We start from the raw sequence: 15,175 nt of genomic DNA, 5'->3' as shown, positions 1-15,175 counted from the left end.
GATTCACCACGTGCTGGAACGAATCGCTCGACTGGCCGTGTCCTCGCCGCGGCGGGTGGTCGTCGTCGCCGCGCTGCTGGCGGTTCTGATCGGCGCTTTCGGCGTCCCGGTGGCCGACAAGCTCTCGCCGAGCGGATTTCAGGATCCCACCGCCGAATCCTCGCGGGCCGCCCGGATGCTCACTGAGAAGTTCGATCAGGGCAACGTGCCGCTGGTGTTCGTCATCACCGCCCCCGACGGTTTCGACAGCCCGCAGGCGCGGGTTGCGGCGACCTCGGCCATCGACGTGCTCGCCAAGTCCGGGCACGTCGCGGCCATCAAGTCGGCCTGGACAACACCCGGCCCCGCCGGGGCGGCGCTGGTCAGCACCGACAAGAAGTCCGGTCTGATCGTGACCGGGGTGGTGGGCGCCGAGCGCCAGCTACAGACCTACACCAAGGAACTGACCGATGCGCTGGTCGGCGACAGCGGCGGCGTGCAGGTGCGCGCCGGCGGCACCGCCATGGTCAACCTGCAGGTCACCGAACAGTCCAAGCGGGACCTTCTGCTGCTGGAGGCGATCGTCGTACCGCTGAGCTTTCTGGTGCTGATCTGGGTGTTCGGCGGACTGTTCGCCGCGGCGCTGCCGCTGATGGTCGGGGTGATGACGATCCTGGGTTCGCTGGCCGTGCTGCACGCGGTCACCTTCGTCACCGAGGTCTCGATCTTCGCCCTGAACCTCACCACCGCAATGGGTTTGGCGTTGGCCATCGACTACACCCTGCTGATGATCAGCCGCTACCGCGACGAACTGGCCGCCGGCTCCCCCCGTGAACGGGCGGTGGTCACCACCATGGCCACCGCCGGCCGCACCGTGCTGTTTTCGGCGGTCACCGTGGCGTTGTCGATGGCGGTGATGGTGCTTTTCCCGATGAACTTCCTGCGGTCGTTCGCCTATGCCGGTGTCGCCACCGTGGCGTTCGCGGCGATATCCGCAGTCATCGTGACGCCCGCGGCGATCATGCTGCTCGGCGACCGGTTGGATAAACTGGACGTGCGCCGCGGGCTGCGGCGCCTGCTGGGCCGTCCGGAGCCCGCACCACTGCCGGTGGAGCGACAGTTCTGGTATCGCTCAACGAAATTCGTGATGCGGCGAGCTGTGCCGATCGGGCTGGCGGGGGTGGCGCTGCTGGTTTTCCTGGGCGCCCCGTTCCTGGGTGTGCGCCCAGGTTTCCCCGACGACCGGGTGCTGCCGAAGTCGGCCTCGGCCCACCAGGTCGGGGATATGCTGCGGTCGGATTTCGCCGTCGACAGCGATTCCGAGGTACCGATCGTCATCGCCGACTCCAACGGCCTGGCTCCGGCCGAGGTGGACCGCTACGCCGCCGAACTGTCCCGGGTCGTCGACGTCAATTCGGTGTCGGCGCCCAGTGGCACCTATGTTCGGGGCGCCCTGTCCGGTCCGCCGCTGACCGCCACCGGCCAATCGGGCGGCAGCACATTGCTGACCGTCGCCAGTTCGGTCCCGCTGTTCTCCGAGGACTCCGAGACCCAACTGAGCGAACTCCACGCCGTCTCGCCCCCGGGCGGCCGGACGGTCGAGTTCGGCGGTCTGGCCCAGACCAACCGCGACAGCGTCGACGCGATCACCTCGCGCCTGCCCATCGTGCTGGGCTTGATCGCCGTGATCATGCTGGTCCTGCTGTTCCTGCTCACCGGCAGTGTGGTGCTGCCGGTCAAGGCGCTGATCCTCAACATGCTGTCGCTGTCCGCGGCCTTCGGCGCGACCGTGTGGATCTTCCAGGACGGAAATCTTGGTGCGCTCGGGACCACCCCCACCGGCACGCTGGTGGCCAACATGCCGGTGCTGCTGTTCTGCGTGGCGTTCGGGCTCTCGATGGACTACGAGGTGTTCCTCGTCTCACGGATCCGCGAATTCTGGCTCGCGTCACGAAAAACGGCGGCAGACAATGACGAAAGTGTGGCGTTGGGCCTGGCCCACACCGGTCGGGTGATCACCGCGGCCGCACTCATCATGGCGATCACCTTTGCTGCCCTGATCGCCGCGCAGGTGGCGGTGATGCGGCTCTTCGGCCTCGGACTGACGCTCGCGGTGCTGGTAGACGCCACATTGGTGCGGCTGATCCTGGTGCCGGCCTTCATGCATGTCGCAGGTCGCTGGAATTGGTGGGCGCCAAAGCCATTGCGCGCGTTGCACCAGAAATTCGGAATCAGCGAGGCAGGTCCGGCGCGGCATACTGGTTGAGTGTCAAGCAATTCTTCACCCCTTGCGTCCCAGCGCAGTTCAGCCCCGACCAGCGTCATCGCCGGAGTCCAAGGCGCTCTTCCGCCGCACCGCTATAGCCAGACCGAGATTCTCGAAGCGTTCGTGGCCCGGCCGGGCTTCGAGGAATTCGAGGACATCACCCGCAAGATCTTCCGGGCGGCCAAGGTCGAGCATCGCAATCTGATTCTGCCGATGGAGCGTTACTTCACCCTCAGTGACTTCGGTGAGACCAACGACCTGTTCATCGAACACGCGGTGGAACTCGGTTGCGCGGCGGTGTCGGCGGCCCTGGACGAAGCCGGGCTGGCGCCGTCCGACGTCGACTTGATCGTGTCCACCACGGTGACCGGCCTCATGGTCCCGTCCCTGGAGGCGAGGGTGGCCAGCCGCCTGGGCATGCGGCCGGACGTCCGGCGGGTGCCCATCTTCGGCCTCGGTTGCGTGGCCGGAGCGGCCGGAGTCGCCCGACTCAACGACTACCTGCGCGGCGCGCCCGACGACGTCGCCGTGCTGCTGTCGGTGGAACTGTGCTCGATGACCTTCCCCGCGATCCCGCCCACCATCGTCGGACTGGTCGGCACCGCCCTGTTCGGCGACGGCGCCGGCGCGGTGGTGGCCGTCGGTGAGCGGCGGGCCGAGAAGATCGGCGCGCGCGGACCGGGCGTCGTCGACTCCCGCAGCAGCCTTTATCCCGATTCGCAGCGCACCATGGGCTGGGACATCGGGTCCAGAGGTCTCGAGCTGGTGCTCTCCGCCGACGTGCCAGACGTGGTCCGGCGCTACCTGCGCCACGACGTCACCGGTTTCCTCGGCGACCACGACCTCACCATCGACGACATCGGCACCTGGGTGAGCCACCCCGGCGGCCCGAAGATCATCGAGGCGATCGTCGAGACCCTCGACCTGCCCGACGACGCGCTGGAGCTCACCTGGCGCTCGCTGGCCGACATCGGCAACCTGTCGTCGTCCTCGGTACTGCACGTCCTGCGCGACACCATCGCCAAGACGCCGCCCGCCGGACCGTCGGTGATGATGGCGATGGGCCCCGGATTCTGCTCCGAACTCGTTCTCATGCAGTGGAATTGACGCTGCCATGAATTGGTATGTCGTGCTGGTCGCGGTGGTGGGCGTCGAGCGGCTCGCCGAACTCGTCGTCGCTCAGCGCAACCTGGCGTGGAGCCGGGAGCGCGGCGGTGTGGAGTTCGGCTCCGCGCACTACCCGGTGATGGTGGTGCTGCACACCGGATTGCTGGCGGGCTGTCTGGCGGAGGTGTTCTGGCTGCACCGCCCGTTCATCCCGGCCCTGGGCTGGCCGATGCTGGCCGTGGTGATCGCCGCGCAGGTGCTGCGCTGGTGGTGCATCACCACCCTGGGGCGGCAGTGGAACACCCGGGTGGTGGTCATCCCCGGCGCCGAACGTGTCAGCGGCGGTCCGTACCGGTTGATGCCGCATCCCAACTACGTGGCGGTGATCGCCGAGGGCATCGCCCTGCCCCTGGTGCACTCCGCGTGGATCACCGCGGCGGTGTTCACCGTCCTCAACGCCGTCCTGCTGTACACCCGCGTCAACGTCGAAAACGCCGCCCTCGCGAGGTTGACATGATCGACCTCCTGGTGGCCGGTGGCGGACCGGCCGGAATGGCGGCCGCCATCCACGGTGCGCGCGCGGGGCTGGAGACCGTCGTGGTCGACCGGCGTCCGGGCCCGATCGACAAGGCCTGCGGCGAGGGCCTGATGCCGCACACCGTCCGGCAGCTGGAGAGCATCGGTGTGCCGTTGCAGGGCAAAGCCTTCCGCGGCATCGCCTATCAGGACTCCCGCCGCCGCGTCGAGGCGCACTTCCGGTCCGGAAGCGGTCTGGGGGTGCGGCGCACCGCGCTGTCCGAGGCGCTGCACGAGACGGCGTCGGCGGCCGGCGTGCGGATCGTCAAAGGCGAGATCGGCGCGATCACCCAGGACGCCGGCTCGGTGCGGTGCGGCGATCTCCAGGCCCGCTATCTGGTCGCCGCCGACGGTCTGCATTCGCCGATCCGGCGCTCCCTCGGGCTGGACCGCCCCGCGCCGAGTCGTCGCCGCTGGGGTATTCGCCGGCACTACCGGATCGCGCCCTGGAGCGACACCGTCGAGGTCTTCTGGGCGTACGACACCGAGGCCTACGTCACCCCGGTGGCCGAAGACATGGTCGGGGTGGCGATCCTGACCTCACGGCAGGGCAAGTTCGGCGACCAGTTGCTGGAATTCCCGGCGCTGATGGAACGGCTGGACGGCGTTCCGCACGGATCCGACCGCGCCGCCGGGCCACTTCGCCAGCGCGTCCGCGGCCGTACCGCGGGCCGGGTGATGCTGATCGGCGACGCCGCCGGATACGTCGACGCGCTCACCGGGGAGGGGATGGGCATCGCGTTCGGCAGCGCCGAACTGGCGGTGCGCTGCGCCGTGGCGGGCACCCCGCAGGCCTACGACCGCCAGTGGCGGGCGATGTCGCGTCGCTACCGGGTGCTCACCGCGGGCCTGCTCCATGCCAGCGCGGTGCGGCCGGTGCGGGCGCTGATCGTGCCGGCGGCCGACGCGCTACCCAGGGTGTTCGGCGGAATCGTCAACCTTTTGGCGTATTAGCCGCATGATCAGACGATGACTGCCACACAGGGCGACAACGACGGCACCAGCCCGGCGTCGGCGCTCGGAGACAACCCCGAACTCACCGCGCTGCGCGCCGACGATCTCGCCAGCATGGATCTGTTCGGGGAGTGCTCGCCCGAGGATCTCGTTCCGGTGGCCGCCCGGCTGCACCCGTTGCGCGCCGAACGCGGTCAGGTGCTGATGCGCCAGGGCGAGGAGGCGGCGTTCTTCGTCCTGATCCAGAGCGGAGAGGTCGAGGTCAGCCACAGCGGCGACGACGGCTCCGTGGTCTGGGGTGAGGCGTCGGCCGGAGTGATCGTCGGCGAGATCGCGCTGCTGCGCGACAAGCCGCGCACCGCCACCGTCACCGCCACCGCTGAGGTGACCGGTTTCGTCGGCGACGAGAAGGCGTTCGCCGCGATCGTCGATCTGCCCGGTGTCAGCGATCATCTGCTCAGAATCGTCCGCCAGCGGCTGGCCGCGTACATCACCCCGATCCCGGTGCGGTTCAAGGGCGACACCACCTTGCTGCTGCGGCCGGTGCTGCCCGGTGATACCGAGCGGATCACCGCACCGACGGTGGAGTTCTCCGCCGAGACCCTCTACCGGCGTTTCATGTCCACCCGCGCGCCCACCCCGTCGCTGATGAACTATCTGTTCCACGTGGACTACGTCGACCATTTCGTGTGGGTGCTCGTTGACGGCGAGGACGGACCGGTGGTGGCCGACGTGCGATTCGTGCGCGCCGAGGACAACCCGGCTGTCGCCGAGATCGCGTTCATCGTCGCCGACGACTACCAGGGCCGGGGGATCGGCAGTTTCCTGATGGACGCGGCCGTCATCGCCGCCCGGGTCGGGGGCATCCAGCGGTTCACCGCCCGGATGCTGTCCGAAAACAACTCGATGCGCTCTATTTTCGATCGTTTCGGCGCCGAGTGGGAGCATGACGAGCCGGGAGTGGTGCTCACCGAGTTCGACGTGCCGCCCATCGAGGCCGTGCGCATCGACCCCGAACTCGTCGATGAAATCCGCGCTATGACAAGAGAAGTGCTTCGGGCCTCCGGTAGCTGATAGCGGGCCACGGTTTTCGATAAGACTCGCGAAACCGACCGGTAGCTTGGAGTCATGCGCACGGCACTGGTGGGAACGGGATTGGCGACGGCTGCGGCGGCCGTCGTGGGCAGCGTGGCCAGCAGGGAAGGCGTTGCGGGCTGGTACACCACCATTCGCAAGCCGGACTACGTGCCGCCCAACGCGGTGTTCCCGATCGCCTGGACCGCGCTCTACGCTGACATCGCGGCTACCTCTGCGGCGGCGATCGAGCGGTTCCGCGCCGACGGCGAGAACTCCAAGGCCATGGCGTACGCCGCGGCGCTGGGCGCCAACCTGGCGCTCAACGCCGGCTGGAGCTGGACCTTCTTCGGTCAGCGCCGGCTCGGCACGGCCTCGGTGGTCGCCGTGGCGCTGGCCGCGAGCAGCGCCGATCTGGCCCGGCGTGCCGCCGACGCCGACGTCAAACTCGGAGCCGCGCTGGCGCCGTACCCGCTCTGGTGCACGTTCGCGGCGGTGATGTCCACCGATATCTGGCGGCTCAACCGCTGAAGCCTCCCGGCATTGAGTTCCGGCGCGCCGCCTCCGCGGAACGCCCCGGCCCGGGCGGTACATTGGCGCCGATGCTGATCCGCAACCTCGCCGTCGCCCTCGGGTGCGCCGCCGCGCTGGCCGGCTGCCGCGTTTCCGCGCCGACCGCCGACATCGCGAAGATCACCGACCTGAAGTCCAGCTTCGGGCCGCAGTTCGCTCTCACCGACGTCCCGCCGACGGGCATCGACCCCAAGTTCCTCACCGGCCAGAAACTCCCCGACGGCCTCAAATTCGAGCCTCCCGATTGCGCGAAGTTCGCCACTGGACAGCTGGTGCCCCCTGGGACCCAGGGCAACATGGCAGCGGTGTCGGCGGAGGGTGAGGGCAACCGCTTCATCGTCATCGCGGTCCAGACCAATGAGCCGGTGCCGGTGACCGAACCCGGAGCCGACTGTCGCAAGGTGGCCTTCGGCGGCGGCGCCGTGCGCGGCACCGTCGAGGCGGTCGAGGTGCCCAAGATCGACGGCGCCACCACCATCGGGGTGCACCGGGTGTTACAGACGGCGGTCGACGGCAAGCCCCGCACCGGCGAGGTCTTCAACTATTCCGCGCACTTCGGCGACTACCAGGTGATCGTCTCGGCGAATCCGCTTGTGCTGCCGAATAAGCCGACGGTGCCGGTGAACACCCAGCGGGCCCGCGATCTGCTGATCGCCGGGGTCAACGCGATCCGCAAATAGCTGCCTTCAGCGCACCCCGCGCGGCCGGAACTGAATGCTGATCCGCGGGCCGGTCGGTGTGGCGGTCTTGGGCACCGCGTGCTCCCAGGTGCGCTGACAGGATCCGCCCATCACCAGCAGGTCGCCGTGCCCCTGCGGCAGGCGCAGCGACGAGCCGCCGCCGCGCGGCCGCATCGTGAACATCCGGGTGGCCCCTAAACTCACGATGGCCACCATGGTGTCCTCGGTGCTGCTGCGCCCGGCCCCCGAGCCGGGGATGCCGCCGGCGGAGCCGGTGGAGCCGGCGGCAGCGGAGCGAGGCAATCTAACCCTGTCGCCGTGCCAGGCCACGCTGTCGGAGCCGTCGCGGTAGAGGCAGAAGCCGGCCGTGGTGAACGGCCCGCCCAATTCGCCGGCGTAGATGTCGTTGATCCGCCGGCGCAGCCGGGCCACCGCCGGGTGCGGCGCCGGCTCGGTGGTCAGGTCGCAGAAGCTCACCAGGCGCGGGACGTCGAGCACCCGGTCGTACATCTTGCGGCGTTCGGCGCGCCACGGCACCGCCGTCATCAAATCCTCGAACAGGGTGTCGGCGCAGATGGCGCGGTCGTTCACCCAGCCCGAGCGTGCCTCGATCCACGCGCCGCCGCCCAACTCGCGGCGCTGGCAGTGGTCGAAAAGCGAGCCCTGAACCGGCATGGACACTCCGCCACCCTATCGCACATGCGTTCGAGTGATCCAGGTTGGCGCGCCCGGGCGTTACGGTGTCAGGCGTGACCGAGACGGTGTTCGGCGTCGACTCCGAAGTCGGTGTGCTGCGCACCGTCATCCTGCACCGGCCCGGTGCTGAACTGATGCGGCTCACGCCGCGCAACAACGACGCCCTGCTCTTCGACGGCCTGCCCTGGGTGGCCCGCGCGCAGGAGGAGCACGACGCGTTCGCCACTCTGCTGCGCTCGCGCGGTGTCGAGGTGCTGCTGCTGGCAGACCTGCTCGTGGAGGCACTGGCCAGTGGTGCGGCCAGGATTCAGGGCATCGCCGCGGCGGTGGACAGCCGCCGGCTCGGTCATCCGCTGGCGCAGGAGCTTTCGGCCTACCTCCGCGCCCTGGCGCCCGCCGAGTTGGCGCTCGTACTGACCGCCGGGATGACCTTCAGCGAACTGCCCTTCGACGCCCGCGGCGACAGTTCGCTGGTGCGGCGCATGCACCAGGGCGGGGATTTCGTGGTCGACCCGCTGCCGAACCTGATGTTCACCCGCGACTCGTCGTTCTGGATCGGCCCGCGGTTCGCCATCACCGCGCTGGCGCTTCCGGCGCGGGCGCGAGAGACCTCGCTGACCGACCTGATCTACGCGCATCATCCGCGGTTCCTCGGGGTGCGCCGGGCCTACGAGTCGCACACCGCGCCGGTGGAGGGCGGCGACGTGCTGCTGCTCGCTCCCGGCGTGGTCGCCGTGGGGGTGGGGGAGCGCACCACCGCCGCCGGCGCCGAAGCGTTGGCCCGCAGCCTGTTCGACGACGATCTGGCCCACACCGTGCTGGCGGTCCCGATCGCCCAGGAGCGTGCCACCATGCATCTGGATACCGTCTGCACCATGGTCGACGCCGATGCGGTGGTGATGTATCCGGCGGTGCGGCATTCGTTGTCGGCGTTCACCATTGCGCGCGGCCCAACTGGTGTGTGTATCGGTGACGAGCAGCCGTTCGTCGACGCCGCCGCCGCGGCGATGGGCATCGAACGGTTGCGGGTGATCGACACCGGCCTTGACCCGGTCACCGCTGAACGCGAGCAGTGGGACGACGGCAACAACACCCTGGCGCTCGCGCCCGGAGTGGTGGTGGCCTACGAGCGCAACACCGAGACCAACGCCCGGCTGGCCGACGCCGGGATCGAGGTGCTGCCCATCGCCGCGGCGGAATTGGGTACCGGGCGCGGCGGCCCGCGGTGCATGTCGTGTCCGGCGGCGCGGGATCCGCTGTAGCGCTTATTTTTCGGCTAGTTCCGCGCCAACCCCGCCAGATACTCGTCGGTGAAGTCGGTCTTGATCTCCACCCACAGCGGGTAGTGGTCGGACATCTGCCAGGTGCGCCAGCGGTGGTAGAAGGCCAACGGGTCCGCCCCGGTGTCCCCGGGCTCTTCCGGGTCCGGCGGCTTGTCCTTGTTCTTGGCGATGCTGGCCTGCGCCTGCGCGAGGTCGGTCTCATACGCCGCGATGTCTTCGTCTCGATAGACGTAGTCGTAGACGTCGAACATGCCGCCGCTGAGGACTTCGAATCGGGGGTCGGCCACCCGCACCGCGATCTGGTCGTAGAAGTGCGGACGCCGGGTGGGATCGCTGGAGTTGATCTGGTCACCTTTGATGGCGTCGGGCACGGTGAAGCCCTGGTCTTCGAGCGCCTGCATTGTCTCGTGTTCGGGGCTGACGACGTTGAAATCGCCGAGCAGGATGTAGTTTTCGGTCTGACCGGGGGCGAACTTGCCGCCGCTGTCGGTCACCGCTTTCTTCCGCTGCCGTGTCTCGCTGTCCTGCCGGCGGGCGAAGAACGCCACCAGTTTGCGGATCTCATCGATGCGCTGCCGAAGTCCGGCCCCGGATTCCGAGCCGTAGTAGATGTGGACGGTGCACAGGTTGAACCGGAACCAACCGGAGGCGAAGGCGACCAGAAATGGGGTGCGGGCGAATTGGCCGTTTCCCTTGGCGGTCTTCTTGGGTTCGGGGACTGGATTGTTGCCGACGATCGTCTGCCCCTCGGGTAGCACCACTTCGCCGGCGATCTTACGGAAGTACACGCCGGATCGGTTGTAGAGGAACCCCATTCGCTCGCCGTTGCCGCCCCTGCCCTCGGTGGCGTCGGTGACGATGTAGTCCCAGTCGGGTCCTAGGATGCTCATCAGGTTGACCAGGGGAGTCAGATCCCGGCTGATCTCCTGAACCGCCACCAGATCGAAGGCGCTGATGATCTCGGCCAGGTAATACATCGATTCAAGTTTGCGCGGGCCGAATCCGAACTTGTTGCTGTCGAAGTCGCGGATGTTGAAGGTGGCCAGCATCAGTGAGCCTTCATGACGGCGCACCGTGGACAATGCACTGCGCAGCGCGATCAGTCGCTCCGCGCAGCGATGCAGGCCCGCCTCGTCGTCACCGAAGCGCCGCCGCATCCCCGCGTAGTTATTGGACATCCGAACCCTCTATCCCCTTCGGTCCTTCGAGCTCAAGCACAGTCGGGCGGCCGGCCAGTTCCGGTCGGTACGGTGCGGCGGTCACCGCCGTCGCGGCAATGCGTTCCAGCACGCTGGGGGCGACCAGGTCTTTGTGCAGAACCCGTCGTGAACGCCAGCCCCCGAGCAGCCACCACATCCAGCTGTTCGTGTGGATGGTGCCCAAGGCGTCGTCGGTCGGAGGCGCTGTACCGACGGTGAGTCGGCGAAAGCGCTTGGCATCCAATCGAAGTCCATGCAGACCCGCCTCGGTGGCCATCCACGAGAAGGCGATGTCCGACAGCCGGTGGTCGTCGGCGAACTGTCCACCGACGTCACTGTGCACACCGGCGAACCACACCTCACGGAACCTCTCGGGATCGGTGGCCACGAGTTCGGGGTCGAACCGATAGGCAGCGTAGAAACGTCGCTTCTCGTCGATGGCCAACGCATGCCGGGCGGTTCCGACATTGGTGATCCGCGCGGTGAACGGCCAGCGCGCCACTTGCAGGTGCCCCCTCAGGTTCAGCCAGCCAACGCTCTTCACGGTGTCCCACACCCCGAGAAAGTGCACCTGATTGCGGTGCGGGTCGAACGGGTGTGGGAACTCAGGATTGCCGAACAAGCGACGGAAGTCGGCGCGCAACGCCCAGAACCGTTGCTGTGCAGCCTTCGCCGACTGGTCCGCGTCACCGTCCGGATCGGCCGTCGCGGCACTGGAAGAACCACTCTTGGCGAAAAGCTTCAAGGCGTAGGGGGCGAGGTTCTCGCAGCCGGGCCTCAGCAACCCGACGGTGCGCAGCATGCCGGTCAGCGCACGCGCTGTGTAGGCGCCGCGGGAGAAGCCGAAGACGTAGATGCGGTCGTCGCGCCGGTAGTTCTGCGCCAACCAGGTATACGCCTGCTCGATGTTGTCGCGGATGCCGTAGCCGGCGATCAGCCCGGCCACCCGCGACAGCGCTTGGCCCAACGGCGTCATCGCGGCGCGGGCGCCTAGAGTGCCCACACCGGGGTCGTAATAGACCAGTTGGGTGTCGTCCTTGACCGCGACGTCATACATTCGGGCGACATTCGTGGCGCCCTGCTCGGGCTCGTTGCTGGTGCCGTCTAGGCAGATCACCAGGTTGCGTGGTTCAGCCATCTCCCCAAGCCGCGTCCCCCGCGCCCGTCGGCGGGTTTACTCAATCCTAGACAATCGAGTCTGCACCGCCCGACCGCAACGCACCGAGTGAACAGGAATGCACCGATGGCCAACGACCCGATGAAACCCGACGACGTCACGCGCTTGGTACTCGACACCGCACGGGGGCTCTACGCCCGGCAGGGCTATCTGACCACGAGCATCAAGGGTGTCGCGTCGGCGGCCGGTGTTGCTCCGGATCTGGTCAAGCGCTACTACAACAACCGGGAGGAACTCTTCGCCGCCGTCCTGCGGCTGCCCTTCGACCCTGTCACCTCCATCGCCAAGCTGCTGAACCCCGGCATCGACGGGCTCGGTGAACGGCTCGTGCGGTGGACCATCGACATGCTCGATGATCCCGCGGTGCGTGAACAGATCATGCTCATGGTGCGCGACGCCAAGAGCGCCGCGAACGTGGTGACGACGCTGCGTGAGTTCGTCGAGACGGTGGTCATCGACCGGGTCGCCGCGACGCTGCGCGTTCCAGACGCCCGGATGCGGGTGGTGCTGGCAACGTCGTACCTGATCGGCGTGGCCGGCTCCCGCTACGTGCTGCGGATGGAGCCGCTGGCGTCGGCGTCGGCGGATGAGATTGTGCGGATGGTGGCCCCGGCGGTGCAGTCCGCCCTGACGGCTTCGTGGTCCCACTAGGTTCGTGGTCCCACTAGGTTCGTGGTCCCACTAGGTTCGTGGTCCCACTAGGTTCTTGGTCCTGCTAAGGCGGCGTCCAACGAAGGCGGCGTCCAACGAAGGCGGCTCACCGCCAGCTCGGCAGCCACATCTCCATGTTCCAGGTCTGCTGCGACACCGGTATTCCGGTCAGCACGGGGAACAACCAGGCGAAATTCGTGATCGCCAACGCCAGGTAGAAGCACACGACGAGCAGGCCGAGCGTGTGGCGCTCGGCGCTGCGCGCCGGCTGATACAGGATGTCGCCGAGGATCAGCGCGATCGCCATCATCAGGAACGGCGCCATCGGCACGGCGTAGAAGAAATACATCTGACGGTCGAGGTTGCCCAGCCATGGCAACCAGCCGGCCAGGTACCCCACCAGGACTACGGCGTAACGCCAGTCCCGGCGCACCACCGCCCGCCACAGCGCGTACGCCATCACCGGCACCGCGATAAACCACATGGTGGGAGTGCCGACCAGCAGCACCGCTTTGACGCAGGACGACGCCCCGCAGCCTGGTACGTCCTGGTTGTCGATGGCGTAGAGCACCGGCCGCAACGACATCGGCCAGGTCCACGGTTTGGACTCCCAGGGGTGATGGTTCCCGGCGGAGTTGGTCAGCGTGGAGTGGAAGTGAAACGCCTTATAGGTGTAGTGCCACAGCGACCGGATTGCGTCCGGTGGCTGCCACCACTGCCGCTCGCCGATCGACTGGCCGACCTCGTGGCGGTTCACCGCGGTCTCCGAGGCGAACCAGGGCAGATAGGCCAGCAGGTACACCGCCAGGGGAATCAGGCCGAAGACGTAGGCCGCCGGCCCGGTGTCGCGTCGCAACGTCCCGGCCCATGGCCGCGGAACCCGGTAGGCGCGGCGCGCGGCGACATCCAGGCACAGCGTCATCGCGCCGAAGAACGCGATGTAGTACAGCCCCGACCACTTCGTCGCGAACGCCAGCCCGAGCAGCACCCCGGCGCCGAAGCGCCACCACCGCACGCCCAGTCGTGGGCCCCAGGGTGTTTCGGCGATGCGCCCGTCGAGCAGGGCGTTGTGCATCCGCTCGCGGACCTGGTCACGGTCGACCATCAACGCGCCGAAGGCACCGACCACGAACACCGTGGTGAAGATGTCGAGCAGCGCGCTGCGGGCGGCCACGAAGCTCACCCCGTCGGCGACGACGAGCAGCCCCGCCGCGGTGCCGACCACCGTCGAGCGGCTGATCCGCCGCGCGATCCGGGTGACCAGGACCGCCAGCACCACGCCGAACACCGCGGCGGTGAACCGCCAACCCAGCCCGGTGTAGCCGAACATGGCCTCGCCGATCGCGATGAGCTGCTTGCCCACCGGGGGGTGCACCACCAGACCGAAGCCGGGGTTGTCCTCCACGCCATAGTTGTGCAGCAGCTGCCAGGCCTGCGGGGCGTAGTGCTTCTCGTCGAAGATCGGGGTGCCCGCGTCGGTGGGCGAGCCGAGGTTCATGAAGCGGGTCAGCGCGGCCAGGGACGCCACCAGCGCCGTCGTCGCCCAGCCTGCCAGCCGGTCGGTCGGCCCGAAGTCGGGGACGGGGACCAGCGGGCCGGGGCTGATGACGGGGGCGTGGCGCTCATCGAGCGGCGCCGCGGGGTCCTCAACCGTGGTGGTCATTGCCGTCAATCGTAGGGTGTGGGGGTGTCGACCCCCGGGCAGGAGCGCAGCGACTCGGGGTCAGGCACCGGCGGGCAGGAGCGCAGCGACTCGGGATCAGGCACCGGCGGGCAGGAGCGCAGCGACTCGGGGTCAGGCACCGGCCGCCTCCTCCTGGCCGCCACCCCCCTCGGCCAGCCCGCCGACGCCTCGAAACGCCTGATCGACGCGCTGTCGAGCGCGGACGTCGTCGCCGCCGAAGACACCCGCCGGGTGCGGGCGCTGGCTCAGTCGCTGGGCGTCGTGATCGGCGGGCGGGTGGTGAGCCTGTTCGACCAGAACGAGGCCGGCCGGGTGCCGGCGCTGGTCGCCGACGTCTCGGCGGGGGCAACCGTGCTGGTGGTCAGCGACGCCGGGATGCCGCTGATCAACGACCCCGGCTACCGGCTGGTCGGCGGTTGCATCGAGGCGGGCCTGCCGGTCTCCTGCCTGCCCGGCCCGTCGGCGGTGACTACGGCGCTGGCCGTCTCCGGTCTGCCGTCGGACCGGTTCTGCTTCGAGGGCTTCGCCCCGCGCAAACAGTTCGCGCGGCGCTCCTGGCTGGCCGGGCTCGGTGCCGAACCGCGCACCACGGTGTTCTTCGAATCCCCGCGCCGGCTCGCCGACTGCCTGCACGATGCCGTCGAGCAACTCGGCGACCAGCGCCGCGCGGCGGTGTGCCGGGAGCTGACCAAGACCCACGAGGAGATCCGCCGCGGGACGCTCGGAGAGTTGGCGCTCTGGGCGGCCGACGGCGTGCTCGGTGAGATCACCGTGGTCCTCGCCGGGGCGACGCCGGTGGCCGACGTGGACGCGCTGGTGGCCGCGGTCACCGTTCTGGTCGACGAGGGGATGCGGGTCAAGGACGCCTGCGCAACGGTGATCGAGGCGCATCCGGGCGCGCCGTCGCGCCGCGCGCTCTACGACGCGGTGCTGCGCTCGCGCGACTCGCGCTGAATGATCGCCGCCGCCTTGTCCAGGCACTCCTGCCATTCGGCGTCCGGATCGGAGTCGGCGGTGATGCCCCCGCCCACGCCCAGCACCACCCGGGAGTTCGCGTCGAACTCGACGGTGCGAATTGCCACGTTGAGCTCCCAGCCGGCCACCGGTGAGGCCATCCCCACGGTGCCGCAGTAGACCCCGCGCCGGTGCGGTTCCCACTCTGACAGCAATTCGCGGGCCCGAATTTTCGGGGTCCCGGTGACCGACGCCGGAGGAAACGTCGCGGCCATCAACTCGGCCGCGGACACCTCGGCCGGAACGCGCGCCGACACGGTCG

At 68.6% G+C, this 15,175-nt stretch carries 15 protein-coding genes; 10 read left to right on the top strand and 5 right to left on the bottom strand.

Annotation, left to right across the window (positions count from 1 at the left end; genetic code table 11):
• Positions 1-10: 10 nt before the first annotated feature.
• From ADBZ6I_RS00595 to ADBZ6I_RS00565, 7 genes are all read left to right on the top strand, one after another.
• Positions 11-2,245 (top strand): MMPL family transporter, encoded by a 2,235-nt coding sequence (locus ADBZ6I_RS00595; RefSeq protein ID WP_526379804.1) that lies wholly within the window; start codon positions 11-13, stop codon positions 2,243-2,245.
• Positions 2,246-3,352, top strand: a complete 1,107-nt coding sequence (locus ADBZ6I_RS00590; RefSeq protein WP_526379802.1) for a type III polyketide synthase — start codon at positions 2,246-2,248, stop codon at positions 3,350-3,352.
• A gap of 7 nt (positions 3,353-3,359) precedes the next feature.
• Positions 3,360-3,869 (top strand): isoprenylcysteine carboxyl methyltransferase family protein, encoded by a 510-nt coding sequence (locus tag ADBZ6I_RS00585; protein WP_526379800.1) that lies wholly within the window; start codon positions 3,360-3,362, stop codon positions 3,867-3,869.
• The gene (locus ADBZ6I_RS00580) at positions 3,866-4,882 is read left to right on the top strand and encodes an NAD(P)/FAD-dependent oxidoreductase (protein WP_526379798.1); all 1,017 of its coding nucleotides are present in this window, start codon (positions 3,866-3,868) and stop codon (positions 4,880-4,882) included. Before ADBZ6I_RS00585 ends, ADBZ6I_RS00580 begins: the two co-directional genes overlap by 4 nt.
• 114 nt (positions 4,883-4,996) lie before the next feature.
• Positions 4,997-5,956: an acetyltransferase Pat gene (pat, locus tag ADBZ6I_RS00575; protein WP_526379885.1), complete on the top strand. Its 960-nt coding sequence runs from the start codon at positions 4,997-4,999 to the stop codon at positions 5,954-5,956.
• Positions 5,957-6,010: 54 nt separating this feature from the next.
• The gene (locus ADBZ6I_RS00570) at positions 6,011-6,487 is read left to right on the top strand and encodes a tryptophan-rich sensory protein (protein WP_526379796.1); all 477 of its coding nucleotides are present in this window, start codon (positions 6,011-6,013) and stop codon (positions 6,485-6,487) included.
• Positions 6,488-6,564: 77 nt separating this feature from the next.
• Positions 6,565-7,209 carry a DUF5642 family protein gene (locus ADBZ6I_RS00565; protein WP_526379883.1) on the top strand — a complete coding sequence of 215 codons (645 nt, stop codon included), beginning with the start codon at positions 6,565-6,567 and terminating at the stop codon, positions 7,207-7,209.
• Between the two features lie 6 nt (positions 7,210-7,215).
• Here ADBZ6I_RS00565 and ADBZ6I_RS00560 read toward each other — a convergent pair whose 3' ends face one another.
• Positions 7,216-7,890 carry an alpha-ketoglutarate-dependent dioxygenase AlkB gene (locus ADBZ6I_RS00560; RefSeq protein ID WP_526379794.1) on the bottom strand — a complete coding sequence of 225 codons (675 nt, stop codon included), beginning with the start codon at positions 7,888-7,890 and terminating at the stop codon, positions 7,216-7,218.
• Between the two features lie 80 nt (positions 7,891-7,970).
• Between ADBZ6I_RS00560 and arcA the strand changes: the two genes are divergently transcribed.
• The gene (arcA, locus tag ADBZ6I_RS00555; RefSeq protein WP_526379881.1) at positions 7,971-9,167 is read left to right on the top strand and encodes an arginine deiminase; all 1,197 of its coding nucleotides are present in this window, start codon (positions 7,971-7,973) and stop codon (positions 9,165-9,167) included.
• Between the two features lie 14 nt (positions 9,168-9,181).
• Here the strand turns inward: arcA and ADBZ6I_RS00550 are convergent, their stop codons facing one another.
• Positions 9,182-10,366 (bottom strand): endonuclease/exonuclease/phosphatase family protein, encoded by a 1,185-nt coding sequence (locus ADBZ6I_RS00550; RefSeq protein ID WP_526379792.1) that lies wholly within the window; start codon positions 10,364-10,366, stop codon positions 9,182-9,184.
• Complete coding sequence (locus ADBZ6I_RS00545) at positions 10,356-11,525, bottom strand: T6SS phospholipase effector Tle1-like catalytic domain-containing protein (RefSeq protein WP_526379790.1); 1,170 nt, start codon at positions 11,523-11,525, stop codon at positions 10,356-10,358. The genes ADBZ6I_RS00550 and ADBZ6I_RS00545 overlap by 11 nt, the downstream gene beginning before the upstream one ends.
• Positions 11,526-11,630: 105 nt before the next feature.
• On the opposite strand from ADBZ6I_RS00545, the gene ADBZ6I_RS00540 reads away from it, so the two are divergent.
• Positions 11,631-12,215, top strand: a complete 585-nt coding sequence (locus tag ADBZ6I_RS00540; protein ID WP_526379788.1) for a TetR/AcrR family transcriptional regulator — start codon at positions 11,631-11,633, stop codon at positions 12,213-12,215.
• 106 nt (positions 12,216-12,321) lie between these two features.
• On the opposite strand, the gene ADBZ6I_RS00535 is transcribed toward ADBZ6I_RS00540, so the two are convergent.
• Entirely contained in the window at positions 12,322-13,878 is a 1,557-nt protein-coding gene (locus ADBZ6I_RS00535) for a dolichyl-phosphate-mannose--protein mannosyltransferase (protein ID WP_526379786.1), read from the bottom strand.
• A 153-nt stretch (positions 13,879-14,031) separates the two neighbouring features.
• Here ADBZ6I_RS00535 and rsmI point away from each other — a divergent pair, with 153 nt between their 5' ends.
• Positions 14,032-14,853 (top strand): 16S rRNA (cytidine(1402)-2'-O)-methyltransferase, encoded by an 822-nt coding sequence (gene rsmI, locus ADBZ6I_RS00530; protein WP_526379878.1) that lies wholly within the window; start codon positions 14,032-14,034, stop codon positions 14,851-14,853.
• Here rsmI and ADBZ6I_RS00525 read toward each other — a convergent pair.
• Positions 14,817-15,175, bottom strand: a 359-nt coding sequence (locus ADBZ6I_RS00525) for a chorismate-binding protein (protein ID WP_526379784.1), incomplete at its 5' end; no start/stop codon positions are given. The two genes, rsmI and ADBZ6I_RS00525, sit on opposite strands and share 37 nt — an antisense overlap.

Origin of the sequence: Mycobacterium sp., from assembly GCF_044342925.1 — a bacterium.
Classification (GTDB): domain Bacteria; phylum Actinomycetota; class Actinomycetes; order Mycobacteriales; family Mycobacteriaceae; genus Mycobacterium.
The sequence above is the reverse complement of the archived record's forward strand: the minus strand, read 5'-3'. Positions and strand labels throughout refer to the sequence as shown.